The 19,231-nt window shown below is 44.0% G+C and carries 21 protein-coding genes; 3 read left to right on the forward strand and 18 right to left on the reverse strand.

Annotated features, from left to right (window positions below; translation table 11 throughout):
- Positions 1-46: 46 nt before the first annotated feature.
- The 10 genes from ACG3M1_RS17315 to ACG3M1_RS17360 all read right to left on the reverse strand — a co-directional run bounded on the left by ACG3M1_RS17315 (position 47) and on the right by ACG3M1_RS17360 (position 7,630).
- Positions 47-661 (reverse strand): class II aldolase/adducin family protein, encoded by a 615-nt coding sequence (locus ACG3M1_RS17315; protein WP_009588639.1) that lies wholly within the window; start codon positions 659-661, stop codon positions 47-49.
- On the reverse strand, positions 654-1,904 hold the full coding sequence (gene otnK / locus ACG3M1_RS17320; protein ID WP_161129010.1) for a 3-oxo-tetronate kinase: 1,251 nt from the start codon (positions 1,902-1,904) through the stop codon (positions 654-656). Before otnK ends, ACG3M1_RS17315 begins: the two co-directional genes overlap by 8 nt.
- Before the next feature lie 101 nt (positions 1,905-2,005).
- A complete protein-coding gene (locus ACG3M1_RS17325; protein ID WP_002609507.1) occupies positions 2,006-2,848 on the reverse strand; it encodes a class II fructose-bisphosphate aldolase in 843 nt (280 codons plus the stop codon).
- Positions 2,849-2,859: 11 nt separating this feature from the next.
- Complete coding sequence (locus ACG3M1_RS17330) at positions 2,860-3,240, reverse strand: cupin domain-containing protein (RefSeq protein WP_055200322.1); 381 nt, start codon at positions 3,238-3,240, stop codon at positions 2,860-2,862.
- Between the two features lie 22 nt (positions 3,241-3,262).
- Positions 3,263-3,904, reverse strand: coding sequence for an aspartate/glutamate racemase family protein (locus ACG3M1_RS17335; RefSeq protein ID WP_055200320.1), 642 nt, complete (start codon positions 3,902-3,904; stop codon positions 3,263-3,265).
- 44 nt (positions 3,905-3,948) lie between these two features.
- Positions 3,949-4,779 carry a PTS system mannose/fructose/sorbose family transporter subunit IID gene (locus tag ACG3M1_RS17340; RefSeq protein WP_008816857.1) on the reverse strand — a complete coding sequence of 277 codons (831 nt, stop codon included), beginning with the start codon at positions 4,777-4,779 and terminating at the stop codon, positions 3,949-3,951.
- Positions 4,776-5,585 (reverse strand): PTS sugar transporter subunit IIC, encoded by an 810-nt coding sequence (locus ACG3M1_RS17345; RefSeq protein WP_008816858.1) that lies wholly within the window; start codon positions 5,583-5,585, stop codon positions 4,776-4,778. Before ACG3M1_RS17345 ends, ACG3M1_RS17340 begins: the two co-directional genes overlap by 4 nt.
- Before the next feature lie 15 nt (positions 5,586-5,600).
- Complete coding sequence (locus tag ACG3M1_RS17350) at positions 5,601-6,086, reverse strand: PTS system mannose/fructose/N-acetylgalactosamine-transporter subunit IIB (protein WP_044906975.1); 486 nt, start codon at positions 6,084-6,086, stop codon at positions 5,601-5,603.
- 10 nt (positions 6,087-6,096) lie between these two features.
- A complete protein-coding gene (locus tag ACG3M1_RS17355; RefSeq protein ID WP_257322222.1) occupies positions 6,097-7,224 on the reverse strand; it encodes a 4-hydroxybutyrate dehydrogenase in 1,128 nt (375 codons plus the stop codon).
- A complete protein-coding gene (locus ACG3M1_RS17360; RefSeq protein ID WP_009270894.1) occupies positions 7,208-7,630 on the reverse strand; it encodes a PTS sugar transporter subunit IIA in 423 nt (140 codons plus the stop codon). Before ACG3M1_RS17360 ends, ACG3M1_RS17355 begins: the two co-directional genes overlap by 17 nt.
- A 247-nt stretch (positions 7,631-7,877) precedes the next feature.
- Between ACG3M1_RS17360 and ACG3M1_RS17365 the strand changes: the two genes are divergently transcribed.
- Both ACG3M1_RS17365 and ACG3M1_RS17370 read left to right on the forward strand, forming a co-directional pair.
- Positions 7,878-8,633, forward strand: coding sequence for a DeoR/GlpR family DNA-binding transcription regulator (locus ACG3M1_RS17365; protein WP_008816862.1), 756 nt, complete (start codon positions 7,878-7,880; stop codon positions 8,631-8,633).
- 13 nt (positions 8,634-8,646) lie between these two features.
- Positions 8,647-9,465 carry a sugar phosphate isomerase/epimerase family protein gene (locus ACG3M1_RS17370; RefSeq protein WP_008816863.1) on the forward strand — a complete coding sequence of 273 codons (819 nt, stop codon included), beginning with the start codon at positions 8,647-8,649 and terminating at the stop codon, positions 9,463-9,465.
- Between the two features lie 351 nt (positions 9,466-9,816).
- Here the strand turns inward: ACG3M1_RS17370 and ACG3M1_RS17375 are convergent, their stop codons facing one another.
- A complete protein-coding gene (locus tag ACG3M1_RS17375; RefSeq protein ID WP_008816864.1) occupies positions 9,817-11,151 on the reverse strand; it encodes an MATE family efflux transporter in 1,335 nt (444 codons plus the stop codon).
- A gap of 63 nt (positions 11,152-11,214) precedes the next feature.
- Here ACG3M1_RS17375 and ACG3M1_RS17380 point away from each other — a divergent pair, with 63 nt between their 5' ends.
- The gene (locus ACG3M1_RS17380; RefSeq protein WP_009270896.1) at positions 11,215-12,009 is read left to right on the forward strand and encodes a MerR family transcriptional regulator; all 795 of its coding nucleotides are present in this window, start codon (positions 11,215-11,217) and stop codon (positions 12,007-12,009) included.
- Positions 12,010-12,072: 63 nt separating this feature from the next.
- On the opposite strand, the gene ACG3M1_RS17385 is transcribed toward ACG3M1_RS17380, so the two are convergent.
- The 7 genes from ACG3M1_RS17385 to ACG3M1_RS17415 all read right to left on the reverse strand — a co-directional run bounded on the left by ACG3M1_RS17385 (position 12,073) and on the right by ACG3M1_RS17415 (position 19,171).
- Positions 12,073-12,690: a GNAT family N-acetyltransferase gene (locus ACG3M1_RS17385; protein ID WP_008816866.1), complete on the reverse strand. Its 618-nt coding sequence runs from the start codon at positions 12,688-12,690 to the stop codon at positions 12,073-12,075.
- Between the two features lie 462 nt (positions 12,691-13,152).
- Positions 13,153-13,608: a hypothetical protein gene (locus ACG3M1_RS17390; RefSeq protein ID WP_008816867.1), complete on the reverse strand. Its 456-nt coding sequence runs from the start codon at positions 13,606-13,608 to the stop codon at positions 13,153-13,155.
- A gap of 340 nt (positions 13,609-13,948) precedes the next feature.
- Positions 13,949-15,040: an ABC transporter ATP-binding protein gene (locus ACG3M1_RS17395; protein WP_009270898.1), complete on the reverse strand. Its 1,092-nt coding sequence runs from the start codon at positions 15,038-15,040 to the stop codon at positions 13,949-13,951.
- 15 nt (positions 15,041-15,055) lie between these two features.
- Positions 15,056-15,226: a DUF6903 family protein gene (locus ACG3M1_RS17400; protein ID WP_002609472.1), complete on the reverse strand. Its 171-nt coding sequence runs from the start codon at positions 15,224-15,226 to the stop codon at positions 15,056-15,058.
- A complete protein-coding gene (gnpA, locus tag ACG3M1_RS17405) occupies positions 15,226-17,397 on the reverse strand; it encodes a 1,3-beta-galactosyl-N-acetylhexosamine phosphorylase (protein ID WP_009270899.1) in 2,172 nt (723 codons plus the stop codon). Before gnpA ends, ACG3M1_RS17400 begins: the two co-directional genes overlap by 1 nt.
- A gap of 13 nt (positions 17,398-17,410) precedes the next feature.
- The gene (locus ACG3M1_RS17410) at positions 17,411-18,277 is read right to left on the reverse strand and encodes a carbohydrate ABC transporter permease (protein WP_002609469.1); all 867 of its coding nucleotides are present in this window, start codon (positions 18,275-18,277) and stop codon (positions 17,411-17,413) included.
- Between the two features lie 12 nt (positions 18,278-18,289).
- Positions 18,290-19,171 carry a carbohydrate ABC transporter permease gene (locus ACG3M1_RS17415; protein WP_002609468.1) on the reverse strand — a complete coding sequence of 294 codons (882 nt, stop codon included), beginning with the start codon at positions 19,169-19,171 and terminating at the stop codon, positions 18,290-18,292.
- Positions 19,172-19,231 lie beyond the last annotated feature (60 nt).

The following is a 19,231-nucleotide window of genomic DNA, read 5'->3' on the forward strand; positions in this document are numbered from 1 at the left end:
TATGAATTGCTCTAATTACCAAGCGTTAGCCATATATGCCCGTAAGCTAATGAGGTATGAAATCGATATCCTCATCCGGACAGCTTTTCAGCATCGCATATACATGGGCACTGCTTTCCATTTCTTCAATAAGATCAAACGCATGATACACATCTTCTGCTCCTGCCATGATTCCGTGATGTTTCAACAGCAATATCCTCGGCTTCGTCCCTGTTTTATCCTTGAAATGAAAAAACAGTGCATCACTTCCCGGCGGTGCATACGCAACACATGGGATATTTCCTTTTGTTTGCATATACAGATAAGGTGTATATGCAAACAGGTTTTTGACATGAGATTCTGTATCTGTATAACAGGACAGTACGCTAGCATAGAAGCTGTGTGTGTGAATCACCGCCTTATATTCCTCGCTTTCCCGATACAATGCCAAATGCATGGGATATTCCTTGCTTGGCTTTCCATACAGAATTGTTCCCTGCATATCCACCTGTGCGAAATCTTCCTGTCGCAATCTTCCAAAGCAGCTTCCGCTCCTTGAAATATACATACGATGCTCATGGAGAAAGCTGATATTTCCTGTTGAGCCGCTAACCAGTCCTTTTTGAAACAAGGTATGCGCACTCCAGATAGCGGCATCCAGCTTTTCCTGTAATTCACTCATGTGTGTTTCCTCCAATCGCCTTGATGAAGAAATCCTCAGCACCGAAATTACCAGATTTCAGAATAAGAGTAAGGCGCTCATTCTTCAATGGAATCAGTTCAGGAACACCGGGATCAACACTTTTTCCGATATGAAATCCATCAAAGCCCAGCTGCTGTATGACAGCCCCGGAGGTTTCTCCGCCCGCAACTACGATACGTTCATATCCGAACGACAAAGCAGCACTGCTTATCTCCCCCATGATCTGTTCTATGCACTTCGATGCTTGATCGAAGGTTTCATCCTTTTTTAGCTCACGCATATCCTGTTCCACCGCATCACTGTATATCAGCACCGGCTGTGCCTGTTGGTTTGCATATGTCAGAATGTCTTGGGCGGTAAGCTCTTTATTCATCACACGGTTTGCATTTACAGGATAACAGCAGCCTTGATGCTTTCGAAAATACTCAATTTGACATCTGGTCGCAGCCGAGCAGCTTCCACATAGCAGAATCGTCCGCCCGTGCTTCCGTATCTGATTTTTTTCCGGATGCAGCAAAGCATCGTTCTCTAAGACATAGGGAAGCAGACCGGATCCCCCGGTAAGAACAGGCAGCTCCTTAAACGCTTCCGCTATCCGTATTCCATCCTGCTCTGTTTCATAATCCGGCACGATATAAAACCTCTCATATCTGCATTTCAACGCATGTATCGTTTGTTTCCATTCTCCCTCACAAAGCTCCTTCTGCCGCATAATAAAGCAGGGGTATTTGCTTTGCGGCTTCATCAGATTGGGGATATAGGAATCCCACATTGGATTCAAGGGATGATTTTTCAACGGACTATCACTTAATTTTTCACCATTGACGTACAAATTTCCATCCTTTACTATGCGCTGATTCACGGGTAAGGAGGGGCATAGAATTGTAAAGGGCTGTGCCAGATATTCCAATAAGAAATCAGCTACAACTCCGATATTCCCCTGAGGAGTGGAGTCAAAGGTTGAGCAGTATTTGAAATATATTCGTTCACATCCGTTTTCCTTTAGGAAATCAACAGCCTTTTTTACTTCCGCAACAGCTGCATGGGGAGTAACGCTCCTTGTTTTTAAAGCGATAACAGCCGCATCACACACCTGCAGCTCGTTTGGAACTGCGTTGTACATTATGGTTTCAGCACCGCTTTTTTCTAAAAAGCTGGCCGCATCCCCCGCACCTGTAAAATCGTCTGCGATAACACCGATTTTTATATTTTTCATTTCCATATATAGCTCCTTTTTCGGTAAGAGGATAAGTTCCCGTTTACAGGAAACAGTTCCCGGTTCAGGAACAACTTCCATACTGCGGGAACTGCTGTACGCTTCCTTTACCCCCAGGCCTTTCCAGCCTGATCAAACAATTCAACGTAATGAGCCAGACGATCCTTATACCCTTTTTTGAAGGCAGGTATCAGCTTCCATTTATCAAAATTCGGATCCTTGATGAAGTCTTCCAGCTCCTCTTTTCCTGCAACGATCAGCTCAGTAGCCAGATTAACCTTCTGAATTCCTGATCGAACTGCTTTTCTGAGATTCTCATCCCCCGTTCCACTTCCGCCATGCAGGACAAGCGGTGTTTCTCCACATGCTTCAACGAGCTGCTTTAATCGCTCGAAGTCAATATGTGGTGTTCCCGTGTAGCGTCCATGTGCGGTTCCTATGGCAACTGCCAGACAATCCACACCGGTTTCCTTGATAAAATCTGCCGCTTCTTTTGGAACGGTAAGATTATTTACTCCGTCTACAGCATAATTGTTTCCCATACCGACATGTCCCAGCTCGGCCTCAACACTGATTCCCAGCGGTCTGCACATTTTTACGACTTCCTTTGTCTGTTCCACATTTTCTTCATAGGATAAGCTGGAACGATCAACCATGATGGATGTAAACCCGGAATTGATAGCGAGCATAATATCCTCATAGGATTTTCCATGATCCAGATTGATTGCGACAGGTACTGACACCTTTTCTGCAAGATCCCGTATCATATGTATAAACCACGGAAGATCCGTATGAATAAACGCATTGACATCTACAATCATGGGAGCATGGTATTCCTCAGCTACCTCCAGCACGGCCCTTACCGTATCCTCACTTTGTACATTGGGGGCAGTAACACCATAGCCTCCTTTCTTTGCATGATCGAGTATTTCTTTCATTGTAACTAACATAATAAGCACCCTTACCTTTCGTTATCCTCTGGCCTGCAGTTATCACCCTGGCCATATATAAAGACGATTTCTACGCATCCACCTTCATCATAGTGGAAAGCATGCCATTCATTTTCCGGGATATGAAGAATCATCCCCTCCTCTAATGCAATGGTTCTTTGCAAATGATGCGCATCACTCCCCCAGGATACATACCCGTTTACCGATTTTGTGATGATCACGGTTTCCTCTGCATGTGCATGCGGCTCCATGATGCCATATTCTTTTCTGTATAACGCATATCCCACTGTCATTTTATCGCTGTCAAAGCAGCTGTTTTTACCAACTGCGCGTATCAGTCCACGTCCGCAAAGTGCATCCACGGTGATGCTATTTTTATTTATATACTCCATACAGACTCCTCGCTTTCCCTACTCATATCTCCTGCAGCTGCTTAAGACCCAATGGCAGACTCGTTACTATTTTCTCTCTGCCCTGCGTGATATACTGTATCGCATTCGCCATACTTGCCTGCGCCAGTACGATCACATCATATGTATTCCAGTGCTCCTGTATCACTTCTGCGATTTTTTGATCATGCCGTTCTCTGTCAATTTCATATAGTTCAAACACATCGGGTATCAGGATACAGGTGACACTTTGCTCCTGTGACTTCCGCTTGCTTCTAATCAAATCGGATGTCGGCTCCAGCGTACTTTTCACCGTTCCCAGAACGAGGATGTTATTTCCTGACTCCACCGCTTGATCTGCCATTGGCTCATCGATTTTATATAGCGGTATATCCAGAAGCTCTCTGGCGATATCCGCTGCTTTGCCAAGCGAAGAACAAGCCAGTAAAAGCGCATCGCTGCCATTGTTTTTCGCAATACATGTATATTGAATAAATCGCTCTATTACGGATGCACTCATTCTCCCGCTGCACTTTATATCGTTTAGTAAAGAATCATCCAACATGTTCACAATATCAAATTTATCTGGATACAGCTCCCGTATCATTGCGGGTATCGTAGTGGTTGTCGCAAGGGTGGTGTGCAGAATCGTCAATTTCTTTCGCATATAGATTTCCTCCTTTTCCCGTCATGAATACTTCATTTTGAAGTCTAAACGATATGCACCACAGCCATCATAAGGGAAAGAACAAAGATTCCGACCATGATCCAGTTGATATTTACATTTTTATCAAGCAGTTTTTTACAACCGAACGTCAGCAGGAGTGGAACAAGTCCTAAAAATAAGGTATCCAAGGAGGACTGTAATGCGACCGCTTCTCCACCAGGAATCGGAATGGAAATCGCTGTTGTAAATTTTACAGTAGATGCTGTCATTGCGCCAACCATAATCAGACCAAGTATACCGGCGCATTTTGTCAATATCTTTAGGGTACCATTCTGATACATATTCGTGATAAAGCTGGAACCGCTGATAAAGCCGACATATCCCAAAGAGAAGCGCAGTGCCATCGTACAGCCGTTATAAATCAGAAAGAAGAGAATCGGCCCAAGAATAGAACCCTGCAATGCAAAGCTGATACCAATTCCTGCCGCGATGACACGTACGACACTGAACAGCAGGGAATCTCCGATTCCTGCCAGCGGCCCCATAAGCGCTGCTTTGATTGCGACGATAGAGCTTGTATCAAAGTCATCTACTTCACTGTTTTCTTTTTCCATGGAGGCGACAAGTCCTGCCAGGAACGGATAGATAGCATTGGATACATTACAAAATTGAACATGACGGTAAAGTGCTTCTTTTTTCTTTTCCGGCTGATCTTTATAATAACGGTTCAGTGCCGGCATAATCTGCCACAAGAATCCGATTGCCATCTGTCTGGCCTGCCCGCCTACCCGTGAACAATGTGCATTTAGTGAGCGCCAGCAAATGGAGTTGATCATTTTCTTATCTTCTCTTGATAAATTATTTGTTAGTTTCATTGTAAGAAATCCTCCAGTTCCTCATTTGAATCATTTGTGTCAGCACATGCGATTGGGTGCTGTTTCATTCTATTGATTTCAAAATCACGCATGGCTGTCGCTACCACGATGACAATACCGATGACTGCAATCGCGATGATTGGCAGCTTCATATAGATAAACATAACGAAGCCGAGCAGATAATAAATACCGATTTCCTTTGTCCAGATCATTTTCATCAACAAAGCCAGACCAACTGCTGGAAGCAGCTGTCCGCAAACGGTAAGTCCGGTCATGACAACATCCGGGATGGAATCCACAAATGCTTCAACTGCATTATAGCCAACATATACACCGAAGAATACGATAGCAGCAAAGAACAGATTTTTAACCAGCCAAACGCCAAAATTCAAGTAGATGAGAAGTCCTCTTTCATTTCCCTCAAGTGCCCATTTATCCATTAAGGTTGTGAATACAGTCAGGAAAATATTATTTACAAACATCGTTACAAATCCCATCAGAATTCCGATAGGTACAGCAATCGTCAAGGCTGCCTCCGGATCCAGTGTGGCGTTGGTTGCGAAGGCTACCGCAAATACGGTTGCCGCAGAATGATCTGCTGATATCTGTCCACCGATATTGACAGACCCCATAAATACAGCCTCCAGTGTTGCCCCGATAATCAGCCCTTGTTGCAAATCCCCAAGCAAGAGTCCTGTAACCGCCCCGATAAAGATTGGTCTGTCTGACATGCTTTGACCAAACATCCAGTTTCCGGCATAACAGATGAAATAGGACAATGCAGATAATAAAGCGACGTTTAACATATTCAATTCCCTCCTTTAATTGTTTTCCAGCAGCTTTTTCACACTGATTTTAGGATTTGTCGGTATAACCCAGTGAATGGTTTCCATATCAAGCTTGGCGATTTCTTTCAATGCTTCCAATTCCTTTGGTGTACAGCCGACATCCGCATTCAGCTGCTTCTTTTCCGATGCTGCTTCAAAGCGTCCGACATTCGCTACATTTATCGATTCCACCTTGCAATTGGTAGCGATTTTCAAAGCATCCTGAATACTATTGGTTAAGACAAACATCTTAACAGTCTCAGATTTGGGATTATTAAACACCTTGATGGCATCATCAACACTGCGAATTAAAACCTTCACGCCATTTGGAGTTGCCATTTTCAATGTCATCTGCTGTACCTCGTTTTTTGCCGCCTGATCATTTGCCACTACCAGATGACTGGTAGCGAAATGCTTTGACCATACGACTGCTATCTGCCCATGAATCAAACGATCATCTACTCGAATTTGAATTATCATACGTTCCTCCTTAGATGCAGCTTTTATAAATCGCTGCTAAATCATTGCTGTTTAATACGCAGGGTGAATTGACAAGCAGCCGCTGTTGCTTTTCATACACGCTGACTGCCCATGTGTCACAAATCCCCTCATCGATCCCCAATGCTTTGAAATCCGGACATGGATAGATTTCAGTTAACAACTTTTGTAGTCCTGAAACAGAAGAAATATCTGCTGGCAGATCCTTCAAAGCATTTTCAAGCTTGTATAGTGGTATATTCTTTTTTTGATAGTATTGCAGAGTCTGTGCAAATACGGCATAGACTGCTTCTCCATGGGCAAGCTGACAGTTCGCACCCAAAGGAAAGGACAGTGCATGCATGGTGGCACATCCCGCTATACTGAAAGCGACTCCTGCCATATTGGCACAGATCAGACTTTTCTGCATATCCTGAGGGAGCTTCTTTGTTTTTCGTGTCTCCTGCAGATTTTCCACAATACCTGAAATCGCGCTTCTAGCATACATATCTGTATAGGGGTTTGCCTTGGGTGAAAGCAAAGCCTCAATCGCATGTGCCAATGCATCGATGGATGTGAGTGCAAATGTCTTATACGGCAGCGAGGTCAGCAGTTCTCCAATCAGAATCGCTTTATCCGGGAACAGTGCATCCATCTGCAGACCAAGCTTACTGTGCAGGGAAGGAAATTCCACAACGGAAACATTGGTTACCTCACTTCCGGTTCCACAGGTTGTCGGCAAAGCAATCAGCTCCCGCGTTTTGCGTACTTCTCTTTTATCGCTGTACAATTCCTGTACGGATCGGCCATCACCGAATACACAAAGCTTTGAAACATCAATCACAGTACCACCGCCGATTGCGATTATTCGCTCATATGGATACGCATTTGCTACTTTTAATATGTCATCCACCCATTCCTCTTTGGGCTCCTTCGTACCGTATGCATCCATATTCAGAAGAACAGCCTTTCCCAATGCATTTGTCTCTTTGATTTTTTTCATCTGGGAATTACTCGTGATTACCAAATCAGTTTCCTGCAGCTTTAAGTTCTTCAAACAGACATTCAGATCAGCTTCCTGATAGATTTCCCCTTTCATACGAAATAGCAGATGCAGCTTTGTCTCATGCGAAGAATTCATCCTCATCACCTTCCTTTGTCTCGCATGAGGACATCTTCACAAGCTGTAACTGACATTCCTTCAGCATGCTTTCCATTCGTTCAGCAGTTAAACTATCATCGGTCATAGCCGCTGATAAAACAATCGGCAGATTCATACCGGTAACGATCGGAATATCCTTTCCGCTTTCCATTACCATTGCACTAACCTGCTGATTCACACTTCCTCCATAGATATCCGTGAATATGATCGCTTTCCCCACTTCTGCAGAATCCACAAACCTCTGGAGCTGTTGCAGATAATCACTGGAAGTGTCTACATAAGCATCTACCGCAGCAATCATTTCTGATTGTCCCAGGAAAAACTCCAAGGTATCCTTTAATCCGGAAGCTAATCTGCCATGCGACGTTAATAAAATCCTTTTCATTTCATCACCTCTCGTCCACTTTATACATCTATATAACCACAACTTAACAACAATTTCAACATATTTTTAGTATTTTATTGTTATTTTTGTTATTTTTTATTTTCATATTTTGGATAAATTGGTATTATGAAGAATGAATTTGGTTATTTTATAGGTAAATTGTTGTTATTTTCATATCGGTTTGATATAATATACTCAGCAAATGCATAAATTTATATCATTTATAAGCTGGAGGGAAGGATTGCATATGATAAACAGCCAAAGAAAAAAAGAGATTATAGAGTATTTAAGTGATACAGATTACCGAACATTAAAGGATATAGCTGATAAATTTGCTATATCGATGAATACTGCACGAAGAGATATCAATGAATTAGCAGAGGAAAACCTGGTTAAGAAATTTTATGGCGGCGTCAGCCTGGCTAGGAAAAAGGACAGCACCTTTCAAAGCAGAATCGCCTCACATATCGAGGAAAAGCAAAGAATTGCGAAATACGCTGCAGCACTGGTGAATGATAATGACCTGCTGTACATTGATTCAGGATCCACCACTTCCTTGTTGACAGATTATCTGCACAGGGATTTTCATTTAACAATCGTTACAAACAACATCTATGTTATTACAAAGGTGATCGAGGTCGTGAACTGGGACTTGATTGTTGTAGGATCAAGATTGAAGCATTCTTCCTGTTCCCTCATAAACGTGTATGACTGGGATTATCTGAATTCTTTAAATGTAAATAAAGCTTTTCTAGCCACAACCGGATTAACCATACAGGGTGGTGCTACAAATCCGGATAATGCGGAAACAATTATTAAAACAAGCATGATGAAAAGAAGTCAGGAGAATTTTCTACTGACCGATTCATCCAAATTTGATCGAACTTCCTTAAGAACCTTCGCCAATATCGAGGACTTCGATAAAATTATCACATCCGGATCTGTACCAAAGCATTTTGTAGAATACTGCGCAGCTGGCAGCACACAGCTCATCATTGCATAAGGAGGAGCACCGTATGAACATAGGCTGCTGTATTGCCACAAAGGACATACCCCTGGCAAAGGAATTCGGATACGATTATGTTGAATTATCCGCAAAAGAAATTATGAAAATGGATACGGAGCTATGGAAACTAAAACGTAAGGAAATTTTGCATCCGGGTATTCCGGTATTGGGCCTCAGTGCTTTTGCAGATGAGCAGACGCCCTTGATTGGCCCATCCGCACAGGAGGAGGTCTGGAGTGCTTATTTGGATATATTATTGGAAAGAGCCTCACAGCTTCATATAAAAAACATCGGTATCGGCGCTCCAAAAGCCAGAATGATACCATCGGAGTATGATTATGGGCTTGCAACACGGGAAATGGAATATTTTCTATATACGGCGGCTAGGAAAGCAAGCTCCTATGATATCACGATATTGTATGAAGCGCTGCATCCGAAAGAATGTAATTTTGGTAATCATACGCAGGAGTGCTATCAAACTGTACAGCATATCCATTCACCAAATCTGAAGCTGGTATATGATGTATATCATGCGATAAACGCCGGTGAACAGTATGCAGACAGCCGTATGTGCTTTGATGAAATAAGACATGTTCATATCAATTCTTGGGATCAAGGACTGCAACGATATTTCTTATTTGAAAAGGATTTACCCTATGTAAAAGATCTCTGTGTATTTCTGCAATCCGTGGGATATGATAACACGATTTCCGTGGAAGCCTTTGATGCGGATTTCCCAGAAACAGGGGCTGCCTCGGTATCTATTATAAGGGAGGCGTTATACGAGGCAGAAATCAAACATCCATTATCCCGTACACCTTCTCTTTGATAGAGCTCACCTTTTTCTAGGTTCCTATAATTTTTTCATTCTCTGATGAGATATGAATACCGTATGCATCAATTTCTACGAAGAGTCAAGCATAGCAAGAAATGTATACTTATAAGGTGGTAAAGCGATCAGAGGATATTGTGTCTGTGCAGTGCTGTAAAACGAAGAAAGAAAAAGAATGATTTACATAGCAATACAGATATCTATGAAAAAAGGGTATTCCGCTCTATTGTCAATCGGCTGGAATACCTTTTTTTGCTCATAACTGGTAGGAAGCTGTTTTTTTTAGAATATTGCAGGGTTAACTGCGAATAGCCTGTGCGAAGGCTCTTTCTGACTTTCAAATCCTTCCTATATCTGTTGCAGTGCCTGTTCCCCATGTATCTGTGCCTTTTTCTGGCTGCGCAGCATACACCATATACTGACCACCAGTGTACTGCTTTCACATACAAGCGTTGCATACCAGATTCCTTCACCCTGAAACAGCTCCCCCATGATCCATATGGATGCCGCAATCAGCACAAAGCCGCGCAGCAGCGATATGGTAAAGGAATAGCCGCTTTTCTCCACAGCCGCAAAATAACCGCTGCATACGATATTATAGCCGATTACCAGATAGCACAGAGAATAAATGCGAAAGGCATGAACAGTATAGGTGAACAGCTCGGCTCGTGATGCATCAATGAAAATCGAAACAAGAGCCGGTGTCATAAACAGACAGATTGCCAGCGCCAGCATTGACATCGCAAACGTGGAGTACAGGGCATAGCGCAGGAATAAACGGCAGGTGTTTTCCTCCCGGCGCCCTCGGTAAAAGCTGACCAGTGGCTGCATCCCCTGTGATATTCCCGTAAAGGTCATCATGACAATATTGTAGATATACGTGATAACAGTATAGGTCACCACTCCGTTATCTCCGATATGCTTTAAAATTGCATGATTGAACAGAAAAATAATCGTACCGGCAGACAGCTCGGTGATAAAATCCGCAGTCCCGATGGGAATAATACGCTTGTAAACCGATAAGTCCATCGTTGTTTTACACCAGTGAATCGTCCCTCTTTTCCCAAGAAAATGAATGGTAAACACGGTAAATGTCAAAACCTGGGACAGACCGGTCGCAATCGCTGCTCCCCGAATCCCCATCCCCACATGCACGACCAGCACATAGTCCATGACGATATTCGTCACCGCACCAACCGTTACAGCCGCAGTTGCCAGCTTTGGGAATCCATCCGTTTTGACAAGCACCTCCATGGAATAGGATACGATAAAGAAAAACGTAAACCAGATCAGCACGCCAAGATAATCATGGACATAGGGCAATGTTACTTCACTGGCTCCCAGAAACAGGGCAAGTTCATTTTGAAATACCAGCGCCAGCAAAGTGATGATCAAGGCACAGACGGTCAGAAAAATCGTGTTCCTCGTGAATGTTTCATTTGCGCTTTTCATATTGTTTTCTCCACGGAAGATGGCTACAACTGTACTCGTTCCAACAGAGAAGAGAATGGAAAATGCAAAGATGAAATTGACATATGGCATGGAGATATTCACTGCGGAAAGTGCATGCTCGCCAACAAAACGAGCTACGTAAATACCGTCCACCATCGTATACAGATTGAAGACCAGCATGGATACCACGCTGGGAATTACAAATTTAAAAAACTGCTTTTTATGATTCATATTATAACCTCACTTGCATAGATATCATAAACCCTGGTATAATACCAGAGTCAAGAGGTAAATATGAAAACATACTATAAAATCAATGAAATTTCAAAATTATACAACATCGGACAGGATTCCCTGCGTTATTATGAAGAGCTTGGTATTCTTCATCCCATGCGGGACAAAAACAACTACCGCCAGTATACCACCAGTGATATTCATCGTCTGAATGTGATTCGCGATCTTCGTAATCTGGGGTTTTCCATGAAAAGTATTCAGGACTATCTGGAGAACCGAACCATCGCCAACAGTCTTTCCTTCATGGAGGAAGAAGAGCGCATCATCAATCAGAAGATTCAGGAGCTTTATCAGCTAAAGGTTGATATTCTGCATCGCAAGGCGTCACTAAAAGCGTGTCAGCAGCTGCCGATGGAGGCGATAGAGCTGATGCGCCTGCCTCAGCGCAAATGTGTAGCCTTAAAAACGGATGCTGTTCATGATGATGTGGAATATCAGCTGATGAAGCTATCAAAGGAATACGAAAAAAACATTTATACGATTGCAAATTTTAATACCGGCTTCTTTCTGGATGTATCTGATCGTGAACATATTCACGCTTCCTCTGTTTTCATTGCGGGGGAATCCCTGCAGGACTGGGAATTCACACTGCCTGCCGGAACCTATTTGAATCTTTATTATCAGGGTGCACGCGATAAAGCGCATGAGCATTTAAAAAGGATGCTGAAATACTGTGATGAAAACGGATATGCCATTGGACGCCATATTATGGAATTCTTCGTTATCGATACGCATGAGACCCGTGTGCAGGAGGAATATATCACGCAGCTGCAAATCGAATTGGAAAATATATAGATTATTGGTATAAAACTGTACAGGGCACACAGCTTTGTACGGCTTTTCTTATCGTCTTTTCCTTTAGCAGGTAATGTCATACAGGAAGAACTTCATCGGTGCCTGTTGTCCGGCCAGCTTCACAACCATCTCTATTTCTCCTCTTCGCTGCATTCCACGGTGCTCATAAAAGCCGTAATTACAGCTACTGTCTGTATATAGTAGATAAAAGCTTTGAATATTCTCCTGACGCATATAAGTAAGCGCAGCTGCATAGAGCTGTTTGCCGATTCCCAGACCACGCACAGCTTCATCCAGGACGAAGAATGACAATTCTCCACCATAGGTTTTCCCGCTACCGTCTAACAGCACCTGATCAACATTCCGAATCTTCCCGTAAAAGGAACAGATTTCTCTGCCTTCTCTTGTTATAAGCAGATGCACAATAGCAAGAAGGCTTTGCAGCTTCAGGGAAAACGGACAGCGGTGCTTCTGTATATGTATACCACAGGGCTTTCCGTCAACGATCGCCACGGCAGTGAAGGTCTGATTGGCTAGACAGGAGTACAAATATACATGTGCCAGTCTGGCTGCTGTTTCAGAAGAACAGAATGCATCATATTTCCAGGTTTTGCGTATCACATCCTCCAGAGCAAGTGCATCCTCCTCGTAAAATCTACGAATATCGACAGTTTTGTTCATGATGTTCACTTCTCCTTTATCCTTCATTCGATCAGGTGTAGAATCATCTTAAAGTATCCAGTAACTGTAAAGTCAAGAAGAAACATGCCGATTTTTTGTGTATTCGGACGGCTAGTATGCCACTTTAGCGCTAAGACTATTTCCAGATTCAGTTCTGAGACTTTCCACCTACTGTACACTATACACTGAATAGGAAAAGGAGGTGCCGAACGAATTTTTCGAGATACTCCTCCTTCCGATTATGATCAAGCTTTTACGGTGTTCTTGTCCTATTGTTTCTGCTGCTATGCTTCCGAGTGAAAAAGTAGTTCTTTCCTATGAATGAGGATAACTGAAACAGCTGTTTTTTTTACTATGTCGAATACTGGATATCTCATCTGATTTAGCGCTGTTTCATCGCTATACAAATCATGAAGAGATCACAAAGAAAAACAGCAGTCATGTACCGGCTGCTGTTTTCATTCATTTACGTATCATAGGGGCTCTGTTGCCCTTTATCGTATAAGAAAGCTTAGCAACTGCTTCCAGTGTTTCCTGCATACAGCTGCGTATATCCTCGCAAGCATAGCCCTGCTCTTCACATTCCGAAAGGAATTCTTCTATGACTTCCTCATAACGGTTTTTATGCTCAGTGTTGCGTTTTTTCCAGTTGATTCCGGCAAAGGCAGGTAGGATATTCCAGTTCACAGAAAGAATTCCCAGCTTCATCCATACTGCCAGAATAGGATAGCCTGGATAATGCTGCCAAACGGTCGCATTGTCATTGCTTGAAACCTCATCATCATGAAATCTGACAGTATACGTCTTTGCATAATCGCTGCTGTCAACAAGCGCCTCCTGCTCCTTCACTACAATACGGTCATCTGCCAATGCACTGTATGCCTCATATACCTTTGCTATCGGGGGTAGCTTTTCCACATCATCACCTTCTTTCTATTAGAATACCACGATATATACTGCCTATAAAGCAGTTTTCCACTTTCCCACATTGTTTTCCACATTTGGTGGAAAACTAAAAAAAGACCGATACCTGTGATGAAATACCGGTCTTGCAGCGATTTCCTTTCCATGAGGAAAGAAAGCATCTTTCTTTCCTATTCTTTATACATTCCCATACACCGCCATACCATACGATATCCGGCTGCCAGATACTGCATGATATGGAGGCTTCACCGTACAACGTATCTGAAAGAGGAGGGACGATTGCACTGAACGGCGTCTATGTGGAATGCCTGCACCCCGTAAGGGATGAAAGAACCTAAATAATTGTTTCTTCTGTTTCCTTATCGAAGAAATGAACCTTGCTAAGATCCATAGCCAGCTCGATATCCTCATGCGGTCTTGCTTCAATGCGGGCCGCTACCTTTGCCTCCAGACGCTGTTTTCCAAAGCGTCCGTGCAGGATAAACTCATGACCGAGCAATTCACTGACCTCAACATCGAACATGAAATGTGAGGTAGGATAGGTGTCCGCAACAATGCCTTCGCCATGCAGATCCTCCGGACGGATACCCATGACAACCTCTTTGCCGTCATACGGCTTCATAGCCTCGCGGAACATATCCGGCATTTCGATGCGCTGATCGTTACAGATAAACGCATTTCCCTGATAGGTTCCCTGCAGGAAGTTGGTCGCAGGTGCTCCCAGGAATCCTGCAACAAACATATTCTTCGGATTGTTGTAAATTTCCTTTGGTGTACCGATCTGCTGGATATAACCGGCCTTCATCACAACAATGCGATCCGCCATGGTCATCGCCTCTGTCTGATCATGGGTTACATAAATCGTTGTCGCATTGATGCGCTCATGCAGCTTGATGATTTCACTTCTCATCTGTACACGCAGCTTCGCATCCAGATTGGACAGTGGTTCATCCATCAGGAAAACCTTCGCATTGCGGACGATGGCACGCCCCAGCGCAACACGCTGACGCTGACCGCCGGATAATGCTTTCGGCTTACGATCCAGATAGTCTTCAATTTCCAGTATACGGGCAGCTTCCCGTACACGCTTGTCGATTTCTTCCTTCGGCGTCTTTTTCAGCTTCAGACCAAACGCCATATTATCATAAACACTCATATGCGGATACAATGCGTAGGACTGGAAGACCATGGCAATGTCACGATCCTTTGGTTCTACATCATTCATCAGCTTGTCATCGATATAAAATTCCCCGGCGGAGATATCCTCCAGTCCTGCAATCATACGCAGAGTTGTTGATTTTCCACATCCGGACGGACCTACGAATACAATGAACTCCTTATCCTTGATTTCCAGATTGAAATCAAAAACGGCCTGTACATTATTATCATAGATCTTATCTATATGTCTTAATGATAAATCTGCCATTTTACTTCCTCCTTCTTATTTGTACTTTCGATTGTATACATACAGCTCTGCGAGCAGTCCGGCCAGTCCGGCAATCTCCAATCCCAGATTTCCCAAACCAACGGTTTTCTGTCCGATGACGATCATGCCAAGGAACACAAAGAACAGAACTGCCATGATGATATTCTTCACAATATTGGTTTCCATTATTTCATCACCATCCATCGTATTTCCCCAGGCTGCAGTGTGACATGTTTGCAGTTACCTTCTCCGTCATACACACCGGTTTCCTGGATTTCATTTGTATTATTCAAAATCGCATACTGCTTTGACTGCGGATATGCGTGAACCTCACAATACAGGTTGTCCGCATACCATTTCTTGAATGCTTCCTCCTTGCATGCCGCATAATAGAGGGCACGCAGCAGGATTCTCGTATTCTGGGTGCTGTATGGAAGTCCTGCAATATATACACAGCGTCCTTTTCCATACGCATGGGCTGCCATGTTCACTTCGCCATCGTTATATGCGATGATTTCCGTATCCTCATACAGCGCATAGATATTCTTCATTCCTTCACCGAAATCCAGCGGCTCCACAACATCCTCTGTTATGAAGTGACTGTCTGCCGGTGTATGGAAATATTTGTCCGTATGCAGTGTGAAGCCAAGCTCCTTATCCACACCGAATGCATCTGCCAGCTGGAAGAAACGTCCGCCATGCTCACAGGCTGTCGGCTCTCCGATACCAACCAGACCATGTCCGCTGTATACCCATGCCCGCAGCATGCTAACCAGCATTTCATTTTTCCATATATCTCCACCGGAGAATGCCGTATTTGCATCTCCCGCATTGATGATAACATCAATATCCGCTGGAATGCCATGCTCCAGCAGCTCGTCAAAGCTGATAAAGGTAACATCCACACTGGCTCCGCTCAAGGATTCCAGCATTCCGTTATAGGAATAAATCTGTTTGCAGTACAGACCATGCGCCACCATATAGGCATGCCAGCTGCGCAGCGCTCCCCAGTGATTGAGTATGGCTACCTTCAATCCGCAGTATGGTGTCTGTTCATGGACGATATCATAAATCTGACGGAATTCCTCACATACCTTTTCGATGTATTCCACAAATTTCGGGAACTTGTAGGCAAGGCTTGGATAACCGCCATAACCGATACGGTCGATTGGCTTGCGCATGATGGCACGTCTGGCACTCAGCCAGTTGTCCACCGCTTCGATGACCGGATCATTTCCTTCATGGAAGGTATCCGGGAAGAAATACGGAAGGAATCGTCCTTCATGATATTTCACACCGGGTATATCGGAAATCAGACGAAGGGTTGCACCGCCGCCGACACTGCCGACCACGGCATCCAAACCGATGGAAGGAAAATATGCGCCATACGGCTCGGTACCGATCCAGTTATCACCGAGAAACATCATTGCTTCCTTGCCGGCTTCATGCACCAGATCCACCAGCTCTTTTGCTCGTTCGCTTACGAAGCGCTGTGTAAAATCGATATAATCACGGTATTCCTTTGTCGGAACACAGAACGTGGAGTTATAATAACCGTTTTGGACAAATACCTCCGGACGCAGGCGATAGCCCAACTCCTGTTCGAATGCCAGTATCGCTTCTGTCGATACGCTGGCACCATAGCCGCACCAGTCAACGAATTTTTCCTTCGCATGCTGATTGAAAATCAACGTGAAGTGATAGAAGAAGGTTGTGAATCGTACGATATCACAGCGCTTGTTTTCTTCCTCCTGCAGCCAGTGTTTCAAATATTCCACAACATAGTCCCTGCTGTAGGGCTTGCGTACATCAAACGGTATTTCATGAGGCTTGTCACCCCAGTCATTGGTGATGTGATTATACATCTGCGTCGGATCCCAGAGGATATAGGCCAGAAAGCTGACGGTATATTCATGGAACGGCTGTGCATGATGCACAATAACCGTATGATGCTTTTGATCCAGCTCCCAGTCATCTGCTGCAACCACAGCTCCGCTGGTACGGTCGATAACCTCCCACCACTGCTTGGGATCATGGTCATAATCCGGTGTAACCTGCTGATCGAAGTATTCCGCCGCAAATGCAATTCGAACATCTTCACCGGCTGCCAGTGTATATGCGCTCATCAGATAGATCTGCTGGCATTCCTCCATGTGCTGTTCAGCGAATTCATTATGTCCTCTGGCTACGAAATACGTGGTATATATCTTTGCATCCAGATTCCGGATTCCTTCATCAAGCTTTGTGCCGTCGCTGTCACGGATCGCATCCGCACCCCAGCGTTCCAGCAAATCCTTTGTTTCTTCCAGAAAATTGCTTTCTCCAGGCAATGTTACTCTGCCGAATGTTTTTTTCATAGTCGTGTAGCTCCTAATCTTTCAGACCTCCAAGGCTCATACCCTGGGTCAGTTTCTTCTGTACACAGATGTACAGAATCAATGTTGGTACCATAACGATAACAAGACCGGCATACATGACACCGTAATTCGCCTGTGAACGCTGATCCGCCATCAGGAATTTTAATCCGACAGCCAGTGTCGCATTGTCCTTATCCATCAAGGTGAACGCCATGATATATTCATTCCAGAATGCCAGGAACTGGAACAGAATAACGGTGATGATACTTGGTCTGGCCATGGGAATCATGATTTTCGTCATGGTTTTAAAATAGCCGCAGCCGTCAATCAGTGCTGCTTCCTCATACGCCTTCGGCAGCGTCTTGAAGTAGCCGCTCAGCAGATAAATCGTGAACGGAAGACTGGTAGCTGCATTCACCAGTGCCAGCATGACCTTATTATTCAGGAACACCTCCACACCGAGCAGCTGATCCGCCTGAAACAGCATCAGATAAATCGGCAGCACAATATAGTTTACATTGACAAACAGTCCTGCCATAAACAGGGCATTGAAGAACTTCTTGCCCTTGAACGGATATCTTGCCAGAACATAGGATGCAGGCAGTGCCAGCACCAGCAGGAAAATCAGACCGAGCACGGTGACAAATACGGAATTGATGAAATACTCTCCCATGCGGGCCTTTTCCATCGCATCAACGAAGTTACTCCAGAGAAACTGCGTCGGCATGGACCATGGATCGCCAACCAGATCCAGCTGTGATTTCACACTGGACAGAAATACCCAGGCAACCGGAACGATGATGCTGATGGCGAATACGATCATCGCCACGTAGACGAATATCTTATACCAGGCATGAGAGGACATTTTTTTCTTATTCATAGCTCACACCTCCTAGAATTCCAGAACATCACGTTCTGTGATTTTGTTCAGTAAACCGGACAGGGCGAAGGAGAAGATAAAGGTGATGACACCGATTGCCATACCATAGGAATAATTTCCTCCAAATGCCTTGTTGTACATATAATTCAGCGGTACTTCACTTCCAAGATCTCCATTCGTATTGATCTGAATGAACATGAAGCTTAGATTGATCGTGGAAATAACGAAGAAGGTCAGTGTCGTTCGGATATTGTTCCAGATCAGCGGTAATGTGATCATGAAGAACTGCTTTACCTTTCCTGCCCCTTCCAGAGCAGCCGCCTCATACAGATTTTCCGGAATGGAGGACATGCTGGCCATATACATAACCATGTAGTAGCCGATTGCCTGCCACACCAGTGCAAAGATGATGGAATACAATATGATACCGGAATCTCCCATCCACTGCTTCTGCAGCATACCGAGTCCGATCATTTCAAGGAAGCTGTTCAGCAGACCGTTATCCGGTGCATAAATTGCCGAGAAGATACCGGCAATAACAACAATACTTAAAATATTAGGAATGTAGAAGATGACACGGAAGAAGTTTTTCCCTTTGAATTCTTCTCTTGTCAGCAAGGTCGCAAACAGAACAGCAAGTACGACGGTAAACAGCGTCACCATCACAATGATCAGAATCATGTTCTGCATGGATTCAATAAAACGTGAATCGGTAAATAAAATTTTAAAGTTGTTCAATCCTACAAACGGGGCATCGCCGACGATTCCCGTTTTCCCGTACAGAGAGTAACGGAATACGTTGAAGGTAGGAATCACCATAAAGAGAATCACAAGAATAACGGCCGGTGCCAGACAGGCAAAGACAAATCTTCTCTGTGCTTTCTTTTTATTCATTACTTAACCCTCCTTTTCTAAAAAGCAGTGAGCGATTCGCTCACTGCTAGTTCAATAAAT

This window comes from Clostridium sp. 10cd* (genome assembly GCF_044336395.1).
GTDB classification, from domain to species: Bacteria; Bacillota_I; Bacilli_A; order Erysipelotrichales; family Erysipelotrichaceae; genus Clostridium_AQ; species Clostridium_AQ innocuum.

Coding starts and splice junctions, on each gene's coding strand:
- ACG3M1_RS17315 (WP_009588639.1), bottom strand. CDS start 661: ATGAGTGAATTACAGGAAAAGCTGGATGCCGCTATCTGGAGTGCGCAT.
- otnK (WP_161129010.1), bottom strand. CDS start 1,904: ATGGAAATGAAAAATATAAAAATCGGTGTTATCGCAGACGATTTTACA.
- ACG3M1_RS17325 (WP_002609507.1), bottom strand. CDS start 2,848: ATGTTAGTTACAATGAAAGAAATACTCGATCATGCAAAGAAAGGAGGC.
- ACG3M1_RS17330 (WP_055200322.1), bottom strand. CDS start 3,240: ATGGAGTATATAAATAAAAATAGCATCACCGTGGATGCACTTTGCGGA.
- ACG3M1_RS17335 (WP_055200320.1), bottom strand. CDS start 3,904: ATGCGAAAGAAATTGACGATTCTGCACACCACCCTTGCGACAACCACT.
- ACG3M1_RS17340 (WP_008816857.1), bottom strand. CDS start 4,779: ATGAAACTAACAAATAATTTATCAAGAGAAGATAAGAAAATGATCAAC.
- ACG3M1_RS17345 (WP_008816858.1), bottom strand. CDS start 5,585: ATGTTAAACGTCGCTTTATTATCTGCATTGTCCTATTTCATCTGTTAT.
- ACG3M1_RS17350 (WP_044906975.1), bottom strand. CDS start 6,086: ATGATAATTCAAATTCGAGTAGATGATCGTTTGATTCATGGGCAGATA.
- ACG3M1_RS17355 (WP_257322222.1), bottom strand. CDS start 7,224: ATGAATTCTTCGCATGAGACAAAGCTGCATCTGCTATTTCGTATGAAA.
- ACG3M1_RS17360 (WP_009270894.1), bottom strand. CDS start 7,630: ATGAAAAGGATTTTATTAACGTCGCATGGCAGATTAGCTTCCGGATTA.
- ACG3M1_RS17365 (WP_008816862.1), top strand. CDS start 7,878: ATGATAAACAGCCAAAGAAAAAAAGAGATTATAGAGTATTTAAGTGAT.
- ACG3M1_RS17370 (WP_008816863.1), top strand. CDS start 8,647: ATGAACATAGGCTGCTGTATTGCCACAAAGGACATACCCCTGGCAAAG.
- ACG3M1_RS17375 (WP_008816864.1), bottom strand. CDS start 11,151: ATGAATCATAAAAAGCAGTTTTTTAAATTTGTAATTCCCAGCGTGGTA.
- ACG3M1_RS17380 (WP_009270896.1), top strand. CDS start 11,215: ATGAAAACATACTATAAAATCAATGAAATTTCAAAATTATACAACATC.
- ACG3M1_RS17385 (WP_008816866.1), bottom strand. CDS start 12,690: ATGAACAAAACTGTCGATATTCGTAGATTTTACGAGGAGGATGCACTT.
- ACG3M1_RS17395 (WP_009270898.1), bottom strand. CDS start 15,040: ATGGCAGATTTATCATTAAGACATATAGATAAGATCTATGATAATAAT.
- ACG3M1_RS17400 (WP_002609472.1), bottom strand. CDS start 15,226: ATGGAAACCAATATTGTGAAGAATATCATCATGGCAGTTCTGTTCTTT.
- gnpA (WP_009270899.1), bottom strand. CDS start 17,397: ATGAAAAAAACATTCGGCAGAGTAACATTGCCTGGAGAAAGCAATTTT.
- ACG3M1_RS17410 (WP_002609469.1), bottom strand. CDS start 18,277: ATGAATAAGAAAAAAATGTCCTCTCATGCCTGGTATAAGATATTCGTC.
- ACG3M1_RS17415 (WP_002609468.1), bottom strand. CDS start 19,171: ATGAATAAAAAGAAAGCACAGAGAAGATTTGTCTTTGCCTGTCTGGCA.